Origin of the sequence: Algibacter sp. (assembly GCF_039977455.1) — a bacterium.
Taxonomy (GTDB): Bacteria; Bacteroidota; Bacteroidia; order Flavobacteriales; family Flavobacteriaceae; genus Algibacter_B.
The window spans coordinates 161,166-183,004 of sequence record NZ_JBDWDG010000012.1; the positions used below are offsets into that span (position 1 = coordinate 161,166).

22 protein-coding genes are annotated in these 21,839 nt (G+C 30.8%); 13 read left to right on the forward strand and 9 right to left on the reverse strand.

Annotated features, from left to right (window positions below; translation table 11 throughout):
- Window positions 1-15: 15 nt before the first annotated feature.
- From ABJM36_RS03780 to ABJM36_RS03800, 5 genes are all read right to left on the reverse strand, one after another.
- The gene (locus ABJM36_RS03780; RefSeq protein ID WP_348449335.1) at window positions 16-630 is read right to left on the reverse strand and encodes a WG repeat-containing protein; all 615 of its coding nucleotides are present in this window, start codon (window positions 628-630) and stop codon (window positions 16-18) included.
- Window positions 631-739: 109 nt separating this feature from the next.
- Window positions 740-1,438, reverse strand: a complete 699-nt coding sequence (gene deoD / locus ABJM36_RS03785) for a purine-nucleoside phosphorylase (protein ID WP_348449337.1) — start codon at window positions 1,436-1,438, stop codon at window positions 740-742.
- Between the two features lie 8 nt (window positions 1,439-1,446).
- Window positions 1,447-1,743, reverse strand: a complete 297-nt coding sequence (gene trxA, locus ABJM36_RS03790; protein WP_348449339.1) for a thioredoxin — start codon at window positions 1,741-1,743, stop codon at window positions 1,447-1,449.
- Window positions 1,733-2,131, reverse strand: a complete 399-nt coding sequence (locus ABJM36_RS03795; protein WP_348449341.1) for a DUF302 domain-containing protein — start codon at window positions 2,129-2,131, stop codon at window positions 1,733-1,735. The genes trxA and ABJM36_RS03795 overlap by 11 nt, the downstream gene beginning before the upstream one ends.
- A 2-nt stretch (window positions 2,132-2,133) precedes the next feature.
- Window positions 2,134-2,544 carry a hypothetical protein gene (locus tag ABJM36_RS03800; RefSeq protein WP_348449343.1) on the reverse strand — a complete coding sequence of 137 codons (411 nt, stop codon included), beginning with the start codon at window positions 2,542-2,544 and terminating at the stop codon, window positions 2,134-2,136.
- A 106-nt stretch (window positions 2,545-2,650) separates the two neighbouring features.
- Here ABJM36_RS03800 and ABJM36_RS03805 point away from each other — a divergent pair, with 106 nt between their 5' ends.
- The 12 genes from ABJM36_RS03805 (at window position 2,651) to ABJM36_RS03860 (ending at window position 16,782) form a co-directional block, all read left to right on the forward strand.
- Complete coding sequence (locus tag ABJM36_RS03805; protein ID WP_348449345.1) at window positions 2,651-4,156, forward strand: PAS domain S-box protein; 1,506 nt, start codon at window positions 2,651-2,653, stop codon at window positions 4,154-4,156.
- Window positions 4,153-5,205, forward strand: a complete 1,053-nt coding sequence (locus ABJM36_RS03810; RefSeq protein ID WP_348449347.1) for a response regulator — start codon at window positions 4,153-4,155, stop codon at window positions 5,203-5,205. The genes ABJM36_RS03805 and ABJM36_RS03810 overlap by 4 nt, the downstream gene beginning before the upstream one ends.
- A gap of 89 nt (window positions 5,206-5,294) precedes the next feature.
- Window positions 5,295-6,134, forward strand: coding sequence for a universal stress protein (locus ABJM36_RS03815; RefSeq protein WP_348449349.1), 840 nt, complete (start codon window positions 5,295-5,297; stop codon window positions 6,132-6,134).
- Between the two features lie 1,393 nt (window positions 6,135-7,527).
- Entirely contained in the window at window positions 7,528-7,830 is a 303-nt protein-coding gene (locus ABJM36_RS03820; protein WP_348449351.1) for an HPF/RaiA family ribosome-associated protein, read from the forward strand.
- A 464-nt stretch (window positions 7,831-8,294) separates the two neighbouring features.
- The gene (locus ABJM36_RS03825; protein WP_348449353.1) at window positions 8,295-9,143 is read left to right on the forward strand and encodes a universal stress protein; all 849 of its coding nucleotides are present in this window, start codon (window positions 8,295-8,297) and stop codon (window positions 9,141-9,143) included.
- 18 nt (window positions 9,144-9,161) lie between these two features.
- Window positions 9,162-10,007, forward strand: coding sequence for a universal stress protein (locus tag ABJM36_RS03830; protein ID WP_348449355.1), 846 nt, complete (start codon window positions 9,162-9,164; stop codon window positions 10,005-10,007).
- A 65-nt stretch (window positions 10,008-10,072) separates the two neighbouring features.
- Window positions 10,073-10,906, forward strand: coding sequence for a universal stress protein (locus tag ABJM36_RS03835; protein ID WP_348449357.1), 834 nt, complete (start codon window positions 10,073-10,075; stop codon window positions 10,904-10,906).
- 65 nt (window positions 10,907-10,971) lie between these two features.
- Window positions 10,972-11,826, forward strand: coding sequence for a universal stress protein (locus tag ABJM36_RS03840; RefSeq protein WP_348449359.1), 855 nt, complete (start codon window positions 10,972-10,974; stop codon window positions 11,824-11,826).
- Window positions 11,827-11,838: 12 nt separating this feature from the next.
- Window positions 11,839-12,246: a hypothetical protein gene (locus ABJM36_RS03845; protein ID WP_348449361.1), complete on the forward strand. Its 408-nt coding sequence runs from the start codon at window positions 11,839-11,841 to the stop codon at window positions 12,244-12,246.
- A gap of 66 nt (window positions 12,247-12,312) precedes the next feature.
- Complete coding sequence (locus tag ABJM36_RS03850; RefSeq protein WP_348449363.1) at window positions 12,313-13,152, forward strand: ATP cone domain-containing protein; 840 nt, start codon at window positions 12,313-12,315, stop codon at window positions 13,150-13,152.
- A gap of 12 nt (window positions 13,153-13,164) precedes the next feature.
- Entirely contained in the window at window positions 13,165-14,538 is a 1,374-nt protein-coding gene (locus tag ABJM36_RS03855) for an MBL fold metallo-hydrolase (protein ID WP_348449365.1), read from the forward strand.
- A 429-nt stretch (window positions 14,539-14,967) separates the two neighbouring features.
- Window positions 14,968-16,782 (forward strand): SLC13 family permease, encoded by a 1,815-nt coding sequence (locus ABJM36_RS03860; protein WP_348449367.1) that lies wholly within the window; start codon window positions 14,968-14,970, stop codon window positions 16,780-16,782.
- A gap of 132 nt (window positions 16,783-16,914) precedes the next feature.
- Here ABJM36_RS03860 and ABJM36_RS03865 read toward each other — a convergent pair whose 3' ends face one another.
- The 4 genes from ABJM36_RS03865 to ABJM36_RS03880 form a co-directional block, all read right to left on the reverse strand.
- Window positions 16,915-17,121 (reverse strand): hypothetical protein, encoded by a 207-nt coding sequence (locus ABJM36_RS03865; RefSeq protein ID WP_348449369.1) that lies wholly within the window; start codon window positions 17,119-17,121, stop codon window positions 16,915-16,917.
- Window positions 17,122-17,224: 103 nt separating this feature from the next.
- Window positions 17,225-17,584: a DUF6567 family protein gene (locus tag ABJM36_RS03870; RefSeq protein ID WP_348449371.1), complete on the reverse strand. Its 360-nt coding sequence runs from the start codon at window positions 17,582-17,584 to the stop codon at window positions 17,225-17,227.
- Between the two features lie 265 nt (window positions 17,585-17,849).
- Complete coding sequence (locus ABJM36_RS03875) at window positions 17,850-18,515, reverse strand: response regulator (protein ID WP_348449373.1); 666 nt, start codon at window positions 18,513-18,515, stop codon at window positions 17,850-17,852.
- Between the two features lie 3 nt (window positions 18,516-18,518).
- Window positions 18,519-20,201, reverse strand: a complete 1,683-nt coding sequence (locus tag ABJM36_RS03880; protein WP_348449375.1) for an ATP-binding protein — start codon at window positions 20,199-20,201, stop codon at window positions 18,519-18,521.
- Window positions 20,202-20,467: 266 nt separating this feature from the next.
- Here ABJM36_RS03880 and ABJM36_RS03885 point away from each other — a divergent pair, with 266 nt between their 5' ends.
- Window positions 20,468-21,613 (forward strand): saccharopine dehydrogenase C-terminal domain-containing protein, encoded by a 1,146-nt coding sequence (locus tag ABJM36_RS03885; protein WP_348449377.1) that lies wholly within the window; start codon window positions 20,468-20,470, stop codon window positions 21,611-21,613.
- The last annotated feature ends 226 nt before the right edge of the window (window positions 21,614-21,839 follow it).

Sequence of the window (21,839 nt, forward strand, 5' to 3'; positions counted from 1 at the left end):
GTTTATTTATAATATTCATTTACTATTATTTAAAATGGTCCATCTATTATTTTTCTCCTTGATGGCAAATACATTTTTTGAAATTTGTTTAGACCTAATTTTTGGAGGATCACTTAAAAACTCATTATCTAAAACCACATTTTCACCTTTAGGTGTTAGGTAATCTATAATTTCACCTTTAATATCTATGGTGACTTCAAAGTATCTGTAGTAAACTATATTTTTTACTAAGGCTTCATTTTTACCTACAGTTTTTTTAACCAATTCTAATACTATAGCATTACCATCACTAAAATTGGTAGCATTCAAAAATTGAGGTTTAATTACTGTTTTTCCAGAAGTATCTATATAGCCAAAATAAGATATTCCTTCTTTTAGATCCTTAATCAGACAGCGTTCATCACTAAAGATTGGATAATTTACATCGCCAACTGTAGTTTCTACTAAATCACTTCTAAAATTTACGACAATAGCACCTTCTTTATTAATAAAAGCCCATTGATTATCTTTTTGGATTGCTGCGTAACCATTATGGTATGGCGAAATATAATTGAGGTTTTCAAGAGATTGTGCGAGCACCAAAATTGGTGTTACGAGTAGAATTAACAAAATAAATTTTACTTTTTTCATGAGTTCTATATTTTTTGAATAATACCTTAAGTTAATGGTAAATAAGTGCTTATAAAATGATATTCATCATACAAAAAAACATGACTTGCAATATTAATTGTTTTGACAACTAGATTGTATTTAAAGCAATCTCTATCATGGTTCTAAAGCTCGTTTCTCTATCGGTTGCTGAAGTGCGTTCTTTGGTTATCAAAGAATCTGATACGGTTAAAATGGAAAGCGCCTTTACATTATACTTTGCCGCAATGGTATATATTCCTGCGGTTTCCATTTCTACACACAGAACACCAAAATCTGCCCAAATTTTGTAATTGTCAAAATCGTCTTCATAAAATTCGTCTGTAGATAAAACGTTACCTGCTATAATTGGTATATCATTTTCTTTGGCATAAAGTGCTGCTTTCATAAACAATTCAAAATTAGCCGTTGGCGAATAATCGGAGTTTATAAAACGTGAATTATTGATTCCTGAGGTTGAAGATGCTGCCATAGCAATTACGATATCCCTAATCTTTATATCTTTTTGACACGAACCTGTTGAACCAACCCGAATCAAATTTTTAACACCATAATCATTAATAAGTTCATGGCAATAAATTAATGCTGAAGGAATACCCATACCTGTACCTTGCACAGAAACTCGCTTTCCGTTATAAGTGCCTGTATAACCAAACATACCTCTAACATTGTTATAGCATTTGGGGTGATCTAAAAACGTCACTGCAATCCATTTGGCACGCATTGGGTCTCCTGGTAACAAAACTGTTTCAGCTATTTCTCCCTTTTTAGCTTCTATATGTGTACTCATAATTTAGGTTATTTTGAGATTATAACTTTTACAATCTCACTTTTTTGAAGCACTCCAGATTGTCTCCAAACTTGTTTTCCGTTTTTAAATAATAACATAGTTGGCACACCACGAACTTGATACTTTGTTGCCAATAATTCATTTTTATCAACATTAATCTTTATAATCTTTATAGCATCTCCAAGTTCTTCTTTAACTTCTTTTAATATAGGTGCTAAGGATTTGCAAGGCCCACACCAATCTGCAAAAAAATCGACCAAAACTGGTGTTTCAGAATTTATAATATCATTAAAACTACTTTTCATTTTCTAATTCATTTATAACCTTCTCAAGTTTAGAACTAACCTCTTGCGCTACGGCATGAAGTGCGGAGTTTTTCACAACTTGCATAGACACCATAGGGTTTATGGCAGACACTTCTAAGTTGTTTTGGGAGTGCTCTTGCAAAATAACATTACATGGCAGCATGGTACCTATTTTATCTTCTGCTTGTAATGCTTTAAATGCAAATGGTGGATTGCAAGCTCCTAAAATCTTATACTTTTTAAAATCTTTATTAAGTTTTTCCTTTAAGGTACTTTGCATATCTATTTCTGTTAGCACCCCAAAACCTTCATTTTTTAATAAGGTCTTTACCTTAATTTCGATAGTCTCAAACTTTCCATTTATGGTTTTACTGAAGTAATAATTCATCTTTAAGGTATTTTTAATTCTATATCTAGTTTTGCCAACAATGCTAACTCAGACTTATTAATGCCAGAAAACGCATAAGCAATGGCAGAAGCCGTTTTTATTATTAAGTGCCTTATATCTTGGGTAAACAGATGATTTTGACTTTTCTTATAATTAATAAAGTCCTTGAAACACGCAGTTGCGTTAAGCTCTTCATCTTCATTTAGCCAATCAAAAACAATTTCTATTTGATAAGCTGCATCTGTCCCGAAGGCATCTTCAAGATTATCAACCTCGAGCCATTGCTTTTTAACAAGTGTCCTTAATTTATCAAACTCTACAGGCCTAACATTGCCATCTGCCGCGGCTATAGCATAAAAAAGTTTTCCAAGATTTTGGTAAAAAGCATTCGTCATTTTCTTTTTAGTTACCATGTTTTAAGCCATTTAGAATAAATCAAATTTAGATATAGTTTTGTTTTTAAAAAATGATATAAATCAGTTATCTTTAGGTGCTTTACCAACTAAATATTTGAAGTATATGTTTCAACTAGATCAAGATATATCTAAGGTGCTCTTAGATGCTGTTTCCGAAGGCGTTATAGTCGTTGATGAACACCAGAATATTGTTGAAACTAACGATTCTGCCAATCAAATGTTTGGATATGCTAAAGGCGAGCTTGTAAAACAACCACTAAATGTATTAATTCCTCAAAATTATCATGCTGGACATGGCGCGCATTTTCAGGGCTTTATGAAACATAAAGCACGCAGACAAATGGGACATGGTCGCGATCTTTTTGGCGCACGTAAAGATGGTAGTATATTCCCTGTAGAAGCCGGACTAAATCCATTTAAAATTTACGGAAAAGACTATGTAATGGCTCTGATTATAGATATTAGTGAGCGAAAATACATGGAGCAAGAACGGAATCATTTGGCCAGTATTTTTCAAGAATCACTTAATGAGATTTATGTATTTGATAACCAAGATTTAAAATTCATAAACGCTAATTATGGCGCACAGAAAAATATAGGCTATAGTTTGAAGGAACTTACCAATATGACACCTGTTGATATAAAACCAAAATTTACAGAACCTCAGTTTAGAAAAAAATTAGAATTACTTAATGATACTAATATCGAAAAGATTGAATTTGAAACTATTCATCAACGTAAATCAGGCAGCATTTATCCTGTAAATGTGCATTTGCAGCGTTCAAAATTAGGTGATAAAGATGTTTTTTTATCAATTATTTCAGATATTACAGAACAAAAAAATTATACTAAAACCTTAGAAAAAAAAGTTGCCATTCGTACCGAAGAACTTAAAACAGCTTTAGCTGCAGAAAAGGAATTAAACGAATTGAAAACCAAATTTCTATCCATGGTATCACATGAATTTAAAACACCTTTAAGTGGTATTTTAACCTCAACCATGTTATTAAATAAATATAAACTAACTGAACAGCAGGAAAAACGAGAGAAACACATTAATACCATTACGGACAAAGTACAGTACCTCAACACCATTTTAAATGATTTCCTTTCCGTTGAAAAACTCGAAAAAGGTAAAATTAATTATAAATTTACAACGTTTAAATTAAGCAAAGTTTTAAACGAGGTTATTTATAATGCCAATATGCTGTTAAAAGATGGACAAAAAATTAACTATCCAGAGCATATAGACGATATTTCTTTATACCAAGATGAAAAGATTTTAGAACTAACCTTATCTAATTTAATCTATAATGCTATAAAATATTCATCTGAAAATACTATTATTGATATCGAAATTTATCAAAATGAAACGACCACCATTTTCAAAGTATCAGATAATGGTATTGGCATACCTAAGAAAGATCAAAAAAACATATTCAATCGCTATTTTAGAGCTGAGAATGCTTTACTCATACATGGTACAGGAATTGGATTGAATATTGTTAAAGACCATTTAGAGAACTTAGATGGTAGTATAGCATTTGAAAGCATAGAACATAAGGGTTCAACGTTCACTATAAAACTACCCAATAAAGCACAACAATGAAAACAGTATTATTAATAGAAGACGATACCGTATTAAGAGAAAACACAGCCGAATTACTAGAACTTTCTAACTACGAGGTTATTACAGCTGCCAACGGACAACTAGGTCTTGAAGTCGCAAAAGATAAAACTCCAGATATAATAATCTGTGATATCATGATGCCCATTTTAGATGGTTATGGTGTATTAGAAGGCTTATCAAAACATAACAACACCAAATTTATACCTTTTATATTTTTATCTGCCAAAACCGAAAGACAAGATATTAGAAAAGGAATGAATCTAGGTGCAGACGATTATATTACAAAACCCTTTAGTGAGGATGAAATTATAAGCACTATTGAAAGTAGAATTGCAAAAGCAGCTATATTAAAGGATGAGCGAGAATTAGCTAAACAAGCGTCATCCAATCCTGATGATCAATTAAGAACAATTAACGACTTAAAGAATTTCTTTGACGATAATGGCACCATTTTTAATTACCATAAAGGTGAAATTATTTATGAAGAAGGCAACAATTCTAACTACGTGTATTTAGTATTAAAAGGTGTTGCTAGGTGTTATAAATTTGATGAAAAAGGAAAGGAGCTTACCACTGCAATTCATAAAGAAGATGATCTTTTTGGCTATACCTCCTTTACTCAAAATAAACCTTACAGAGAAACAGCTACGGCCTTGGAAGAGTTAAAAATGGTTGGTGTTACTAAAAACGAATTAAAAGAAGTATTGGACAATAACCACAAATTAGCGGTAGAAGTCATTCAGTTATTAACTGAGGATATTACTGGAGTTAAGGACCAATTATTACAAATGGCCTACAGTTCTGTGCAAAGAAAAACAGCCTCAACTATCATAAGGTTTGCAGAAAAAATAAATTCTAAACCAGAAGATCTTATTAAAATTTCTCGTACGGATTTAGCTAGTGTAGCTGGAATTGCCACAGAAACATTAATAAGAACTTTGTCTGATTTTAAAAAGCAAGGACTCATAGATATGGAAGGTAGAAATATCAAAGTTTTAGATCTTCAGCAATTGCAGGATATCTACTAACAGAGTCCAAAGGCGCTTCTAATATGATGAATATCATATTTTAATTGCCCTCATCATTTTAGATTTGTATATCCTAATAAATTTAAAAGATGAATGTTTTATTACCAACGGACTTCTCTGAAAACGCATGGAATGCTATTTCGTATGCCATTGGCTTTTTTGAAACCACGGAATGTAATTTTTACCTGCTTCATGTTAATAGAACTGAAGCTATGGTTGTTGGTGTAGAAAATTATATGCCCACGGAAGACGTTATTGAAGAAGTTTACACTAAACCTTCAAGAAGTAAATTAAGACAACTTCTAAAGAAAATTAGAGGGAATCATAAAGCAAACAAAAACCACCATTTTTATTCACTAACAGATAATTATTTCTTTTTAGAATCCATAAGAAAAAATGTAGAAGAAAAGAAAATAAACATGATTGTTATGGGCACAAAAGGTGCCTCAGGACTTAGAGAATACATTGTAGGAAGTAATACTGGTGATGTTATTACAAAAGTTAAATGCACCACCTTAGTAGTGCCAGAATGCGCAAGATACACTAAGCTGAAAGAAATTGCGTTTACATCAGATTTTAACCTTTCATATGATATTAATATACTACAACCATTAACAAATATTTTACAAGATGTAAGTGGTAATTTAAGAATTATTCATATTCAAAACAAAGACGAATCTTTAAATCCTGAACAACTTAACAACAAGGACTTACTGAATGATTATTTTGATGAGTTTAATCCAAGTTTCCATTTTCTTACCAATAGAAAAGTTGAAGACGCTATACAATGTTTTGTGGAGAGTAGATCTGTAGATATGATTGTAATGGTGGCTAAAAACCTAAATTATTTTCAAAACATTCTATTTCACTCTAAGGTTGAAAAAATAACATATCATACAAATATACCTTTTTTGGTATTGCATGAATAAATCACGTTAATTATGAACAATTCAGTTTTTTTGGCAAAATTTTGGGGCTGGTATCTTATTATATTTTTCTTGATACTTAGTCTAAACCCCAAACGTATTAAACAGGTGTTTAATGACTTAAAGGACGAAAAATTCCTAATTATTTTTTCTTTTATAGCTATTATCGTCGGGTTACTAAATACGCTCTTTCACAATATTTGGGAACCAAATTATAAGCTTATCATCACACTTATAGGTTGGGCGTCTTTGTTTTTAGGATTAGCCTTATTTATGTTCCCTAAGAAAACGGTTAAATGGCTAATAATCATTAATATTAAGATGGTACAAGTAATTTACACACTATTATTTTTAATAGGTATTTTTTTATTGAATGAAGTCTATGGTATTGTGCCCGTATAAATTTAAAAATCACCATATGAACCATCTTATATTTTTTAATCAGAAACAGATTTAGCAAATTTTAGTTAGATGTTTTTTTAATAAATACCCTAAACTGATATATATCATATCTTAAACCGTAAAACTATTGTAACTTAGGACTATAAATTAAGAATCGCTTTTTAAATTACTTAAACGTTTTGAATATATCAGTTTATAAACCATAATACTTTATAAACTTTACAAAGGGTTTAAAACTATTATTTGATGTTAGTCACTTTAAGAATAGCTTTTTTAATAAAGTTATTTTAAAAAGAAATCTAGTAAATAATATTATTAAACTCAAGTCAGGAAACAGGAAGTTTCTACTTCCTGTTTCTTAACAACACACAGATTTTTTCGATGCACAATGTAAAATCTGTTATGGATAGTTTTAAGCTATTATTTGGCTTATGGTTCCAGTAAATTTTTAGTTATAAAAGTTGTTGGAAGTGCTATAAGAGAAATAATAATATTAAACTTTTCCGGAAAGCAGGAAACTTAAGTTTCCTGCTTTTTTTTTTAACAAACATTTTTTTCGTTTCAAAATGAAATTTACAATATGAAATGTTTGGAATTATTTTTTAACTGAAAATCTTGGTAAAACCCAAAGGGGTTGAACATTAACCATTAGAAAAAAGTTAATAAATAAAATTGAATATTTCAGTTGATACAGGAAGCTTTGGTTTCCTGTTTCTTTTAAAGTACACCTCTTAGCTATTTAAATGATAATTGAGAGATTATGAAGTGTTTTATTTGCTACCTAATCGAATTAGATTTTAAACCAATTTAACCACTTCTACAACGGGAAATTTAGGCTTCCCGTTTTTTGTTTCATACAATTTAAACCCATACCCCTACAGACCTAACATCTTAAAAACCAACACTCAAACCCATATAATTAAATGATATTTATCATTTAATTATATGGGTTAATGTCATAGCTTTATGTTTATAACCCATTAAAAATTTAAACATGAAAATAAATTTCCAATTTGTAAATATGCTAACAAGTGAAAGCCTTGAAGCCTATACTGCTAAAAAGCTAATAACATTGAGCAAAAAATACAACACACTAATTAAGGCTGAAGTATTTTTTAAAAAAGAAAATGATCCAAAAGGAAACGGTAAAATTAGCGAAATTGAATTGAGCCTTTCTGGCCCGAGACTATTTGCGTCTTCTAATGAAAAAAATTACGAAATGGCTGTTAAAAATACCATTAGTGATTTAGAAAAACAGCTTAAAAAAAGAAAAGGGATTTTAAAACCTTTTCTGTAATTCTAAATAACCATAAGCATGCTTATAATAACACCTCAAGTCTTATCTAACGTTTTGAAATTTGTAGAAATTTCATGCTACATCGTACCATTTACTAAAGTTATAAGCAGCTTAAAGTTTTTTAGCTATAAACTATATAATGGTCAATGGCTATAATAACAGCCAATTAAGCGCTTATTTTTTATTACCATAAATGATAGTTTTTAAAGGTTTTTCACCTTGAGAAATACAGTTTCAAAAACCACTAAACTTAAAAAACTTTAACAACTAAGGGGTTTCCAATTATTTATAACTGCGTAAAACTTCAAATTAAAAGACACCATAATATATAGTTATACTAGTAAATAGTATAAAAAATCTATACTAATATAGTGGTAACGAGTATTAAAACAACCATCTGATATATATCATAGTTTATTGATTATCTATGTTTTAACTTATTAATTAAATCTAAAACAATTATTATGCTATCCATTCTGATTCCTACCGATTTTTCAGAAAATTCTATGAACGCCATTAAATATGCTCTAGAATTTTTTAAGTATCAAAAAACCAAATTTTACTTTATGCATGCGTATCTAAATGAATTTTACGACCATGAAGAGTTAGCTTCTCGTGAAGTATTTAATGACGTTTTAGCTGGTATTAGAAATGAATCGCAATCCAATTTAGAAAACCTGGTAAGTGAGGTAGAAAAAATAGCCCCTAACCCTAGATATATGTATTACAGTATTTCAGCATATAATACGCTAATAGAGGAAGCTAATTTTATCGCAAATGACAAAAATATAGATTTAATAGTTATGGGTACTAAAGGAAAATCAAATGAAAGAGATATTGTTTTTGGCAGTCAAACGTTTCAGGTTTTAAAATATGTGCAATGCCCTGTTTTGGCTATTCCTTCCAATTATACCAATACCCAACCCAAACGTATTTTATTCCCTACAAATTATATGATACCTTACAAGCGACGCGAACTGAAACTACTTTCCATTTTGGCGAAACCCAACAGAAGTAGAATTGATGTTTTACATGTTTCTACAAGTCATAGACTGTCTATCAGACAAGAAGATAACAAAGCTTTTATTGAAGGGGTTTTGTGTGATAATGAAGTGAGATTTTACCATGAGGAAAGCAAAGACATAGCAGACACCATTAATACTTATATAAAAGAAAAAGATTTCGATATGATTACCATGGTCAATACACAGCATTCTTTCTTAGAGGATATGTTATTTCCTTCTAATATCGATAAAGTGAGTTTTGAGTTAGCCATACCACTATTAGCCATGCAAAATACAGCACGTTTTTAATCCTTAAAATTCAACGTTATGAAACAGATACTTTTACCCACAGATTTTTCAGAAAATTCTTGGAATGCCATAATTTATGCCCTTCAATTATTTAAAGACGAAGAATGCACCTTTCATTTATTAAACACGTATACACCTGCGATATACAATCTTGAATACGTTACCGGATATCCCGAACAATTTGGATTAGTAGATTCTATAAGAGACACCTCTCGAAAAAACTTGTTAAAAATAGTTTCAAGAATTTCCTCTGAGTTTACAAAAAATGAAAAGCATACCTTTCAAACTCACGCCAAATTTGACACTTTACTTTCTGGTGTAAAAGAGATTATAAAAAAGCTCGACATAGCCATCATAATCATGGGAACTAAAGGTGCAACTGGCGCAAAAGAGGTGCTCTTTGGATCAAACACGGTACACATATTTAAGGAAATAAAACGTCCTATTTTAGCTATTCCATCAGGCTTTGCCTATGAAACACCTCATGAGATTTTATTCCCTACTGATTTGAATGCTATGTATAAGCACTCAACTCTTAAAATCTTAAAAGAAATTGTTATATCAAATCATTCTAGATTAAACACCATGCACGTCTCAACGGGTTATGAACTTAACGAAACACAAGAAAAAAATAAAGACAAATTAGAATCAATGTTTAAGCACTCAGCATTTTTGTTTCACGAAATTAAGACCAAAGATATTACCCATGCTATCAATGAATTTCAACTAAAGTACAAAATCAATCTTTTGGTTATGATAAATAATAAGCATTCGTTCTTTGAAAATCTATTTTTTAAAAACACCATTAATCAAATTGGATTTCATTTAAATGTTCCTTTTTTGGTGATTCCTACAGGAATATAAATTTTTCATGATTTACAACTTAAGCTTTTATAAAGTGTAACTTATTATAATAATTTTATTTAACCATGATAACAAACATTCTTTTTCCAACAGATTTTTCAGATAACGCATGGTCTGCTGCAGTTTATGCACTTCAATTATATAAAGAGGAAGAATGCAAATTCTATTTTCTACATTCTATTAAGTTAACTGTATCAACTATGTCTAACTTATCGAACAAACTGTTAAAAGTAATGGCTGATAATGCGTTAAAAGAATTAAATGATTTGAAGACATTGGCTGAAGACTCAAACACTAATGCTAATCATGAATTTGAGATTATTTTAAGTACCGACGATTTACAAAAAGCAATTGATGCCTCAATACAAAAATACGATATCGACATTACTGTAATGGGTACAAAAGGCAGTGCAGGTGCAAAAGGTTTTTTATTTGGAAGCCAAACAGTTCGCGTCATAAATAAAATAAAAAACTGTCCGGTATTAATAATACCTGAAGAATTTGATTTTGTTAAGCCTACCCAAATTGCTTTTCCAACAGATTTCAACCGCTTTTATGGCGAAGAAACACTGAATATAAAGCGTTTAGCAGAACTCTACAACTCAAAAATAAGAATCCTTCATATAAATGAAGAAGATAAACTAACACATTTACAGGAAAATAATCTAGAGATGCTAAAAACCTATTTTACAAATTATGCATATAGTTTTCATTGGATGCCAGATTATGCAAAAAAAACGCAAGAAATCAATGATTTTATAGAAGAATTAGACATTAATATACTTGTGATGATAAATTATAAACATAGTTTAATTGAGAAAATTATCAAGGAGCCTGTAATAACAAAAATTGGTTTTAAACCACTGGTTCCTGTTTTAGTTATTCCCTGCACAACATGATTTATATCACTTAATATCAAATACTTATAAAGTATCTTTATAATAAACATATAAATGCATCTATCATGAGGCATAAAATTTTAATACCTACCGACTTTTCCAAAAATGCAACAAAAGCATTGTGGTACGCTTTAGAACTTTATAAAAATGATTATTGCAACTTTTATTTACTAAATGCATTTACAGCAAAAAGTAACACCATAGAAGACTTAATGAGTATGGAGCCTAAAACCAAATTGTATGAAAGTAGAAAATTAGAATCTGAAAATGGTTTAGCAAAAGTTTACGATATGATAGCCACGTCTGACTATATCAATCCTAAGCATCATTTTAATGTAATCTCTGTTTTTAACACGCCCATAAAGGCTATTAAGGATCTAGTAGAAAAAAGAGATATTGAAATGATAGTTATGGGTACCAAAGGCGAAACGTATTCTAATGCAACCGTTTTTAGCAGTACGGCAATTTACGTGATGGAAAAGGTACGTAACTGCCCTATTATTGTGGTGCCCCAAAACGCAAAATCAGCGATGCCTAAGGAAATTGTATTTCCTACTAGCTACAAAACACATTACAAAAGAAGGGAATTATACTACCTCATAGACATTACAGAAAAATCTGAAGCAACCATTATAATACTTCATATTTCTAAAGAAACAGAATTAAGTAAGGATCAAAAAGAAAATAAGCAATTGCTAGAAGAAATATTAGAAGATACAAACCATAAATCTCATTTCCTTTCCCACAATTGGATAGAGACAGCTATAAACATTTTTGTTGATAGCAGAGATAGCGACATGGTCGCTTTTATAAATAAGAAACATGCTTTTTTCGGAAGTATTTTAACAAATCCATTGGTAAAGAATATTTCTTTTCAATCTAAAGTTCCGATACTAGTTATGCACGATTTAAGAAACTAAAAAACAAATAAGATGAAAAAAACAGGCATTTGGTTAGACAAAGAAAAGGCGTACATAGTTACGATTGACAATACAATGGAAACATTTGAAACCATACCATCTAACGTAGAACATTATAATATCCATGGCGGTTCTGGTACACCATCTAAAGGTGGTCCTCAAGATGTCGTGCAGGATAGCAGATATTTAGAGCGTGAGAACCATCAGATTAAAAAGTATTTTAATAACATTATTGACAAAATAACCGACTCTAGTGCTATAGTCATTTTTGGTCCTGCGCAAACAAACAAGCGATTTGCAAAAACAATACATGAAAACTATGGTGCTTTAGCAAAGAAAATTGAAGCAGTAAAAAAAGCGGATAGTATGACCGACAACCAAGTTAAGGCATGGGTAAAAGATTTCTTTGCTTCTAGTTAATAACGATTTTATTATTTAAAGAAGTTAAACTCACAATTCTTTTTTGACTGTTTTTAATACAATGATATGAATGCTCTAAACATAGATATTATCAAATCTTCTGGTGAAAAAGTAAAATTTTCACTAGAAAAATTACACGCATCACTTAAGAGAACTGGGGCAGACGAACACGTTGTCAATCAGATATTGGATAAAGTTCGTGATGAACTTTACCAAGGTATATCAACCAAAGAGATTTACAATAGAGCATTTGCTTTATTAAAAAAAAACAAGAGTTATTTCGCTTCAAAATATAAACTTAAAAAAGCAATTTACGAGTTAGGACCAACCGGTTTCCCCTTTGAGCGTTTTGTTAGTGCTATTTTAATGCATTCGGGCTATAAAACCGAAGTTGGTACTATATTACAAGGTAAATGTGTAACTCATGAAATTGACGTTATAGCGCGTAAAAATTCTGAAGCAACAATCATAGAATGTAAATTTCATAGTGACGAAGGCCTTAACTGTAATGTTAAAATCCCTTTGTATATCAATTCAAGATATCAAGACTTAAAAGATAATTGGCATAAGCTAAAAAAAAAGGATGAATCACTCAACCCAGGTTGGGTAGTCACCAACACAAGATTCACAAAAGATGCCATACAATATGGCAATTGCTGTGGGTTGTATTTATTAAGTTGGGATTACCCAATAAACAATGGTTTAAAAGATAAAATTGATCGGTTAGGATTATATCCCATAACGGTATCAACATTACTTTCGCAACGTGAAAAACAGTTTCTTTTAAGTAGATCTGTGGTGCTTTGTCGAGATTTAATTAACGATAAATTTTACTTAGATCATCTCGGTGTTTCAGAAACCCGAAAAAAGAAAATCCTTGATGAAATTTCTAAATTGTGTAACTAATCAACTATTAAAATGGAAAAATTTGTAAAAATTAATTTTCTAGGTGCAGCCGGCGTTGTTACAGGTTCAAAATTTTTAATTGAAACTTCAGAAAAAAACATCCTCATAGATTGTGGAATGTTTCAAGGTTTAAAAGAACTTCGGGAACTTAATTGGAAAAACTTACCTGTAGAGGTAGCTACTATTGATGTGGTATTATTAACTCATGGCCACTTAGATCATGTTGGTTATTTGCCTCGTTTGCTAAAACAAGGTTTTACAGGAAAAATTATTAGTACAGCTCCAACCTTGGCAATAGCAGAAATAATATTAAAAGATAGTGCCAAAATCCATGAAGAAGAGGCCTATAAAGCAAATAAAGAAAAATTTAGCAAACACAATCCTGCACTACCTTTTTATACATTAAAGGATGCTGAAAAAACTATAAAACAATTTGAGGTAGAAATAGAAAATAGATGGATTGCACTTTCTGAGCACATTTCCTTTCGTTTTCAATACAATGGACACATAATAGGTGCAACCTTTATAGAAATAGATATTAATGGAAAGCGATTTGTTTTTTCAGGTGATATAGGTAGGACTAATGATTATTTATTAAACGACCCTAAAAGACCTGAATGGGCAGATTTTTTATTCATTGAAAGTACCTATGGTAACAAATTACATCCAGAAGAAAATATTGAAGATGTACTTTCGGAAATCATATCAGAAACCATACATAAAAAAGGCAATCTCATTATACCAAGCTTTGCTGTTGAGCGATTACAAACCTTGATGTTTATTCTCTGGAATTTATATAAAAAAAATAAGATTCCAAACATCCCTATATTTGTTGATAGCCCGATGGGCAATAATGTATTGGACGTCTTTAAACGTTTTCCTAAATGGCACAAACTACCTATGGAAGACTATAATGCCATGTGTAACCATGTTAATATAATTCAATCTTATAAAGAAACTTGGGAAACTATTGATGATAAACGCTCTAAAATTATCATTGCTGGAAGTGGTATGGTTACAGGCGGAAGAGTATTAACCTATTTACAACAACTTATTGATGAGCCAGCAACTACAGTTTTATTAGTTGGTTATCAAGCCGAAGGTACGCGTGGCAGACAATTACAAAATGGTGCACACGAGCTTCGTTTCTTTGGAAAATACTATCCTGTTAAAGCTACCATAAAAAGTATTGAAAGCTTATCGGCTCACGCAGACCAACAAGATTTATTAAATTGGGTTAGTAATATCAAAAACGTACCGGAAAATGTATACCTAGTCCATGGCGAACCAACTTCATTAAACGCTTTTAAAGTGAAATTAAAAGACACATACCATTGGAATGCTACCATACCAAAGCTTACTGATGTAAGCAAAGTATTGCTTTAAAACTAAATTACTTAACCTGCCGTTTATCGTTTTATTCCCCAACCATAGATTCAGTGATTGAAATAAGGTTTAATTTAAACATATAATTTATACATCTCATAAAATTCAACAATAATCACGGACTATTTTCTTCTTGGAATAACGAAAACTTAATACATTTATTTAAGTTGATGTCTCCCATCAATCAAGTACAAATGCGCTTAAACAAATTATGCTTTTTTTTAACGAAACCTCATCCGACCATAAAAACGCCAAATTAAAATCCAAGAATAATATCTGATAATTAATTAAAAGATGTACTATTTATTAAGCAAATAAAAAAAATTATGAATTCCTTTTAAAAGAAAGGGGTAATGATTAAGGTTCATTTTAATTTTTTGATTATTTTTTGATTATTTTTAGTAATATATTTTCTTTTAAAATTTTTACTTGGAACATTCTATCATATTAGTATTTATAATTATTGGCTGTACGGTTGTTCTTTTCGTAACAGAATATTTTCCTGTAGATAAAATTGGCTTTTTTATTATAATTGCTTCGGTATTATTACAACTAACCACCCCTGAAGAAGCCATTAGTGGCTTCTCTAACCCTGCCGTAATTACTATCCTTTCACTCATGGTTATAGCAGCTGGTCTGGAAGACAATGGCGTTATTGATTGGCTTACTGAGCTTATTAAAAAACTAAAAGTGCTCCCTCTAGTATTATTGACTCCCGTATTTATGCTAGTTTCGGCTGGAATCTCTTCTTTTATAAGTACAACAGCTGTTGTTATTATATTTCTTAAAATAATTAGCCAATTAGCAGAAAGGTATAATTTTTCTGCAGCAAAATTGTTAATGCCAATTTCATTTGCCGGAATATTAGGTGGTAGTTGTACACTTATGGGAACCTCTACAAACCTTATTGTAAACTCCATGGCTCAAAATGCTGGAGTAGAACCATTTTCTTTCTTTGAATTTAGCACTTACGGCTTGGTCTTTTTGTCTGTTGGTGTAATTTTTATGACCATTGCTTCAAAATTCCTTCCTAAAGACACACAAGATGATTTACAAAACACTTATGATATTGAAAGCTTTATTTTTACAGTAAAAGTGCCAAAAACCTCAGATTTAATAGGAAAAAATATTTCTGAAATAGAATTTATTTCTGAAGAACTAGTAACCCCTTTGAAACTTATTAGAGATAAAAAAGTAATAAATGCCCCTAGTAAAAACATAGATATAAAAGTTAACGATAATCTTGTGCTTATGAGCTCCTTTGATTACATTAATAAAATAGTTTTAAATCACGATTTAATTATAAATGATAAAAAAAGTGAACTTAAAAAAGCGGAATTTAGAGGCAACGATAGCTCTAAAAATAATGACATGACCTATGTAGAACTTCTTATTTTACCGGGTTCTAGTCTAATTGGAAAAACATTAAAAAACATAAGAACAATGTCTCTTAATGGAGCCTACCCAATTGCAATAAAAAAAAGAAAAAATATTAGAAACACCACAGAAAGATTAATACATAAAAGCATTAAAGAGATAAAACTAAAGCCTGGAGACCGATTATTAATAGAGTTGCAAGAGCAACAAATTGACAATCTTAGAGCATTAGATAATGTAGTAATTTTAAATCAGCACGAATACAGACAGCAAATTACTACTAAGCGTAAAGTTACAGCATTACTCATCTTACTCATGGCTGTAAGCTTAGCTGCAAGCGGTATTTTATCGATTTTAAGTGCTTCTTTAACAGGTGTAGCAGGCATGTTACTTTTTGGGCTTATTTCATTAGAGAATATTTACCACAGAATTAATTGGCAAATTATATTTTTATTGGCTGGTATGATTCCTCTTGGTATTGCTATGAATAATTCTGGAGCAGACCTTTGGTTAAGCAATCAATTACAAACTATGCTCATGAACCAGCCCTCTTATATTGTAATTGGTCTTTTACTCGCTATTACAATGATACTCTCGGGTTTTATAAGTAATAATGCCACTGCCATAATATTAACACCAGTTGCTATAGCACTAGCCTCAGGACTTAACCTCGATGTAAAACCTTTTATTCTTGCTGTACTATTTGGTGCAAACTTTAGTTTTTTTACACCCGTGGGCTATCAAACCAATACGTTAATTTACGGTACTGGACTCTATAAATTTAAACACTTTCTTATTATCGGCGGATTATTATCTGTAATACTTTGGGTAGTAGGTACCATTATACTAACTAGTACTTTACAATAAAAAAACAATTATTTTCTACTATTTTCATTTTTACAAAGAAGTGGACAGAACAAAATGACGCTCTACCCAAAAGAGTGCAAGTTAAAGTCTCACCCTAAAAATTAATTTGAGTTTTTATAATCTTAATAAGATTTAAGAGTTGTGACAATACGCTGTACAATAATAACACCCGTTAGATTTTGAATAGTGTTTTTTAGCCTCCTTAACTGCATCCGGACAATTGTTATATAAACCTAAATACATCTGGCTTTCCTCATTTGGATTAAATGAACACCCTTTTTTATGAACTTCATGATCCCCGTTTGGCTGCGCTTTTTTATTTACATAATATCTAGTCATATTTTTTGTTTTTCTTTTTAAACTTCAAACATAATAAGGCTAAACAAAAAAACCTTACGGAATTCCGCAAGGCTATTTTTTAAATTTTAAATACACAAAACTTCTAGTTTGTAAACTCAATAATTTGAGCGGAAACAATCACTTTATATTTACTAATAAACGGAAGTCCCGATTTTTTAATTTCTACAGTTTCATTGATAATAGTCCTAGAATTACCTTCCATATTTGCAGATGCTAACATATCTGATTTTGCCTGGGCAATTAATCCATTTTTAGACAATCCACCTATACCAAAAACGTATTTAGCTTCTGCTTCGCCCTTTACTATTTTGACAATTTTAAAATTGTTGTGCGATAAAACAACTTCGGTTGTGTGCTGGTTAAAATTTTTAGTTAATCCATGATGCGTTGCGCAACTTGATAAAACAATTGATGCTAAAACCACTAAGGTTAATTTCTTCATTATACTGTATTTATTTTTAACTGCCTACTTCCATATTTAAAGTCCTTTTTCGGCTTATTTAGACTATTATTTTCCAAAACTAAACTTGTAGAAATTGATATCATTATGGGATTCCGTAATTGGGGCAAAAAAAAACCCTGTATAAAATTTATACAGAGTTTCTACTTAATCCCCCTTATGCTGATAATGCATATTAATAGCAATGCAATATTATTAATGAATAGAATAACTACTTTACTGTTTCCCGTAATGAGTGAAAATATTTTTAAATTAGACCTAAATCTTTTACTATAGCTACTAAATGTATGGCGTTATTTGCTTTAAATTGAATACGAAGTTTATTTAATCGTTTTTCTATAGAGCTTAAACTACTTGGAGAGATGTTATTTTCTTTAAAATGATTACTAATTTCCTCTTGAGATAAGCCTAATGATAATTGTTTTAACAACTTAATATCAAAATCTTCAATCTCTAAGTTGCTTTTTGGCTTTAAGGCATTATTAACCTCTGGAGATAAATAAATACTATTACTTAAAATGGCTTGAATAGCATTAGTTAATTCTACCAACCCCCTTCTGCTTTTACACACATAAGCATTTACTTTAAAGTCTTGGATAAGGGCTCTAACTTTTGGAAGTCGATCTTCCACTGAATATACAATAGCTTTTAAATCTGGGTACTCTTTTTTTATAGATTTTAACAGCATGTCACCAGAAGTAAAACGCTGTTCTCTATGATCCGATTTAAAAGATAAGTCGGTAATAAACAATTCGTAAGGAGCCTCGTCTAATATTGCTTTTTTTATTTTTAAGTAAGCATCATCGCAATACTGAACCTGATCAATTTGTTTTACACCCAAATCATGCAGTGTATTATAGATGCCCTTATTAATGTCATCCATATCCTCGGAAACCAAAACTTTTTTAAACATATCCTAAATTGTGATTTTTACTTTAAATCCTCTATTAATCTCAGAATCAAAGGTAATAGTTCCATTTAGCGATACAATACGGTTTTCCACATTCTGTAAACCATTATGTTTTTTCAAGTTACTCCCTATACCATTATCGTTATAATTTATCTCTAAATCTGCATTGTTTTTCTGGAATTTAAGCACCGTTATGGAAGCCTTGCTATGTTTTTTCATATTGGTTAACAACTCCTGTAGCACTCTAAAAATAGCTGTCTTTTTTAGATCGGAAATTGTATTCCAATCAATACTATTTACCCCCTTTGTAACAATGGATAATTCATTTGTTTGAAAGGCTAAGAATAAATCTTCTAAGGTTTCTTTAAAGTCATTATTAAAATCTATAATGCTACTTTCCTTTGAAATATCTCTGGTTTTAAAATAGATATGTTCTAGATCATCTAATACAGTTTCTTCAATAGTATGGTGACCTTGAATCTTAGTCATTAGGTGATAAATATCGTTTGCAACCTCATCGTGAACCTTTTTGGAGATTCTAGTTTCAGTATTGTAAACCTGCAATAACTTCTCTTTTTTATGTTTTGATTTTAAGATGAAATATGTAGCACCAGATAATACCATGATGAAACCAACTATAGACATATATAGCAGCTTTAAACGTTCCTCTTTTTCCTTTTCTAATTGACTGGTTTTAAACTTTATCTCACTTTCTTGAGCTTTTCTTATATTTTCGGATGACTCATATTTAACCGATGCAAATTTATTTTCTCCAATTCGTCTTGACCAATTAAGACTATCTGACAACCTTTTATATTCAACAACCTTGGGGTTTTTATCTAAATCGATTATTTGTGATAAAGCATCATTAATAAAATTAGCACTGTTAATCAATTTTGCAACCTTATAGGCTTTATTGGCATATTTTAAAGCGATTATTGTATTGCTGTGTTGCTGATAATATTTAGATAAATGTTTGTAGCTAGAATATTTACCAATATTGTCGTTTATACGTTCTCGAATTCGTAATGCCTCTGTTATATTAGATAATGCATCTGGTGCATTAATCTTAGCTTTTGCCGTTCCTAAATTATTTAATGCACGTGCTATTTGCTTTTTATTATTAAACCTTAAACTGTTTTCATAAACGGTACTTAGCGTTACAATTGCTTGATTAAACTTTTTCTGATCCAAGTATATATTTGCAATGTTATTAAGTATAGTAATACTGTCTGAAGGTTTCAATGCAAATTCTAGAGATTTATTATAGAATTTAAGGGCCTCATTGTAATTATTATATTCACGCTGAATCATACCAAATTGATTGTATACACCATGTTTTGATAATTTCACTTTATCATTATTTTCCATGCTGTTTAATAGCTCTAAGGCCTCAACTGAAGTAGATTCACTATCATACAAAAAACCGAGCTTTTTTTGTATGCTTGCCATATATCTTAAATCGTTAACAACCTGTAAGGTATCATGCTTTAATTCATGCAGTTTCTTGCTTTTTTCATAAAAAGTAAATGCTAAAGCGAGGTCGGTACTTTTCCTAGGGTTTACAACAAGGTTATAATAGTATCCAGAACTATCTGCCACCTTTTGTGCAAATAATTTATAATTAAAAGCGTTTGTAAACCAAGCTAAGTACAAGCAAAAAAAAAGGAATGACTTTTTTATTTTCATTTCTCAAAAATACTAACTAAATTTTATTAGTAAGTAACTTCGCCTTGTTTATATGATATTTTCCATCATAGCTTGTAGACTTTTAAACTGAATGAACCCTTAACCTTATATCAAGAATTAGTAAAACATGAAGAATGTTTACAGATTTCATACCTAAAAAATTAAAACCATTTTACCTATCAATACATAAAACCCATCGGCGATTAATAAACAAAACCTGATAAATTATTCTTAAATTAGTATAAATCATACTATTATATCTAAACATGAAAACGCACTATAATATTATTATTGCTGGCGCTGGTGGTATTGCAGAGGCTGCTGGACTAATTTTAACAGAGTGGAGCCAAGTACCACCAACCATTTATATAGGAAACCGTACGCTAAAAAAAGCAGAAAAGGTTGCCCAATGGATTATGGAAGGCACCACCAAACCTTGTAAAGTAATTGCATTTCATTTAGATTCTGTAAACATTTCGGATGCCACAAAAACCATTTTTAAAAACGGTGATGCCCTCCTAGATTGTTTACCCGGTAGTTTAGCGCCAACTATGGCTAAACTTGCCAATGATAATAACCTCCATTATGCCAACCTTACCGAATATGTTGCCGAGACCAACCAAATTATAGATTTAGCAAAAAATGCTAAAACAGGATTTGTTTTGCAAACAGGTTTAGCGCCCGGTTATATTGATGTATTGGCGCATTATATGTTTCAAGAATTTTGCAAGCAACACCAAGTGGATCGGGTTGATAAACTAGAATTAAAAGTAGGCGCACTAACCCATCACGCCATTGCTCCACATTTTTATGGATTTACTTGGAGCCCCATTGGAGTGGCAACCGAATATTTAAAAGATTGTATTGTTATTCGAGATTATAAAAAAAAGTCACGTCCTGCCCTTTCGGAAAGGAGCCGTATAATTATTAACGGGATTACCTATGAAGACGACATTACTTCTGGTGGTGCCGCCGACCTCCCTGATGCCTTAAGTGATAAAGTGAAGCATTTAGATTATAAAACCTTACGCCACCCAGGACATTACGCTTGGATTGAAAACCAATTAAAAGGATTAAAAGCCACCAATAATCCTATTGCTAAACTTCAAGAAATTATGCTAAATAACATCCCTAATATTGAAGACGATCAAATAATAATTTACGCTGCTGTTGAAGGTAAAGATACCAAAGGTATATTACGCAGACAGGAAATTGCAAACCACATTAAACCTCAACAAATAGGTAAACACACATTAAGAGCCATACAAACAACTACCGCAGCTCCATTAGTTCAAGCCATACAATGGTTATTGGAAACAAAACCTAAAGGCGTTATTCTACAAAGCCAACTAGATACTAAACGTTTTTTAAACGGCACATTTATTACGCCTGTTTACGGAAAAATTAATTAAGTTTTGAACTTATGTATCTAGGAAGCTTTACAAACAGACTTAAAATTAACTTCGTTTTGTATTTTTTTTAATCTGTTGTGCAGTTTATTAAAGGCTAGGAAAAATAGGTGAAGTAATAATTCCTTAAACTTGTTATCTCAAGAAAAAACGAACCCTTTACGTATCTTTACCTAAACAAATACTATTTACGAATTTGTAGTTAACAAGTGAAGTTTTACTAATTACA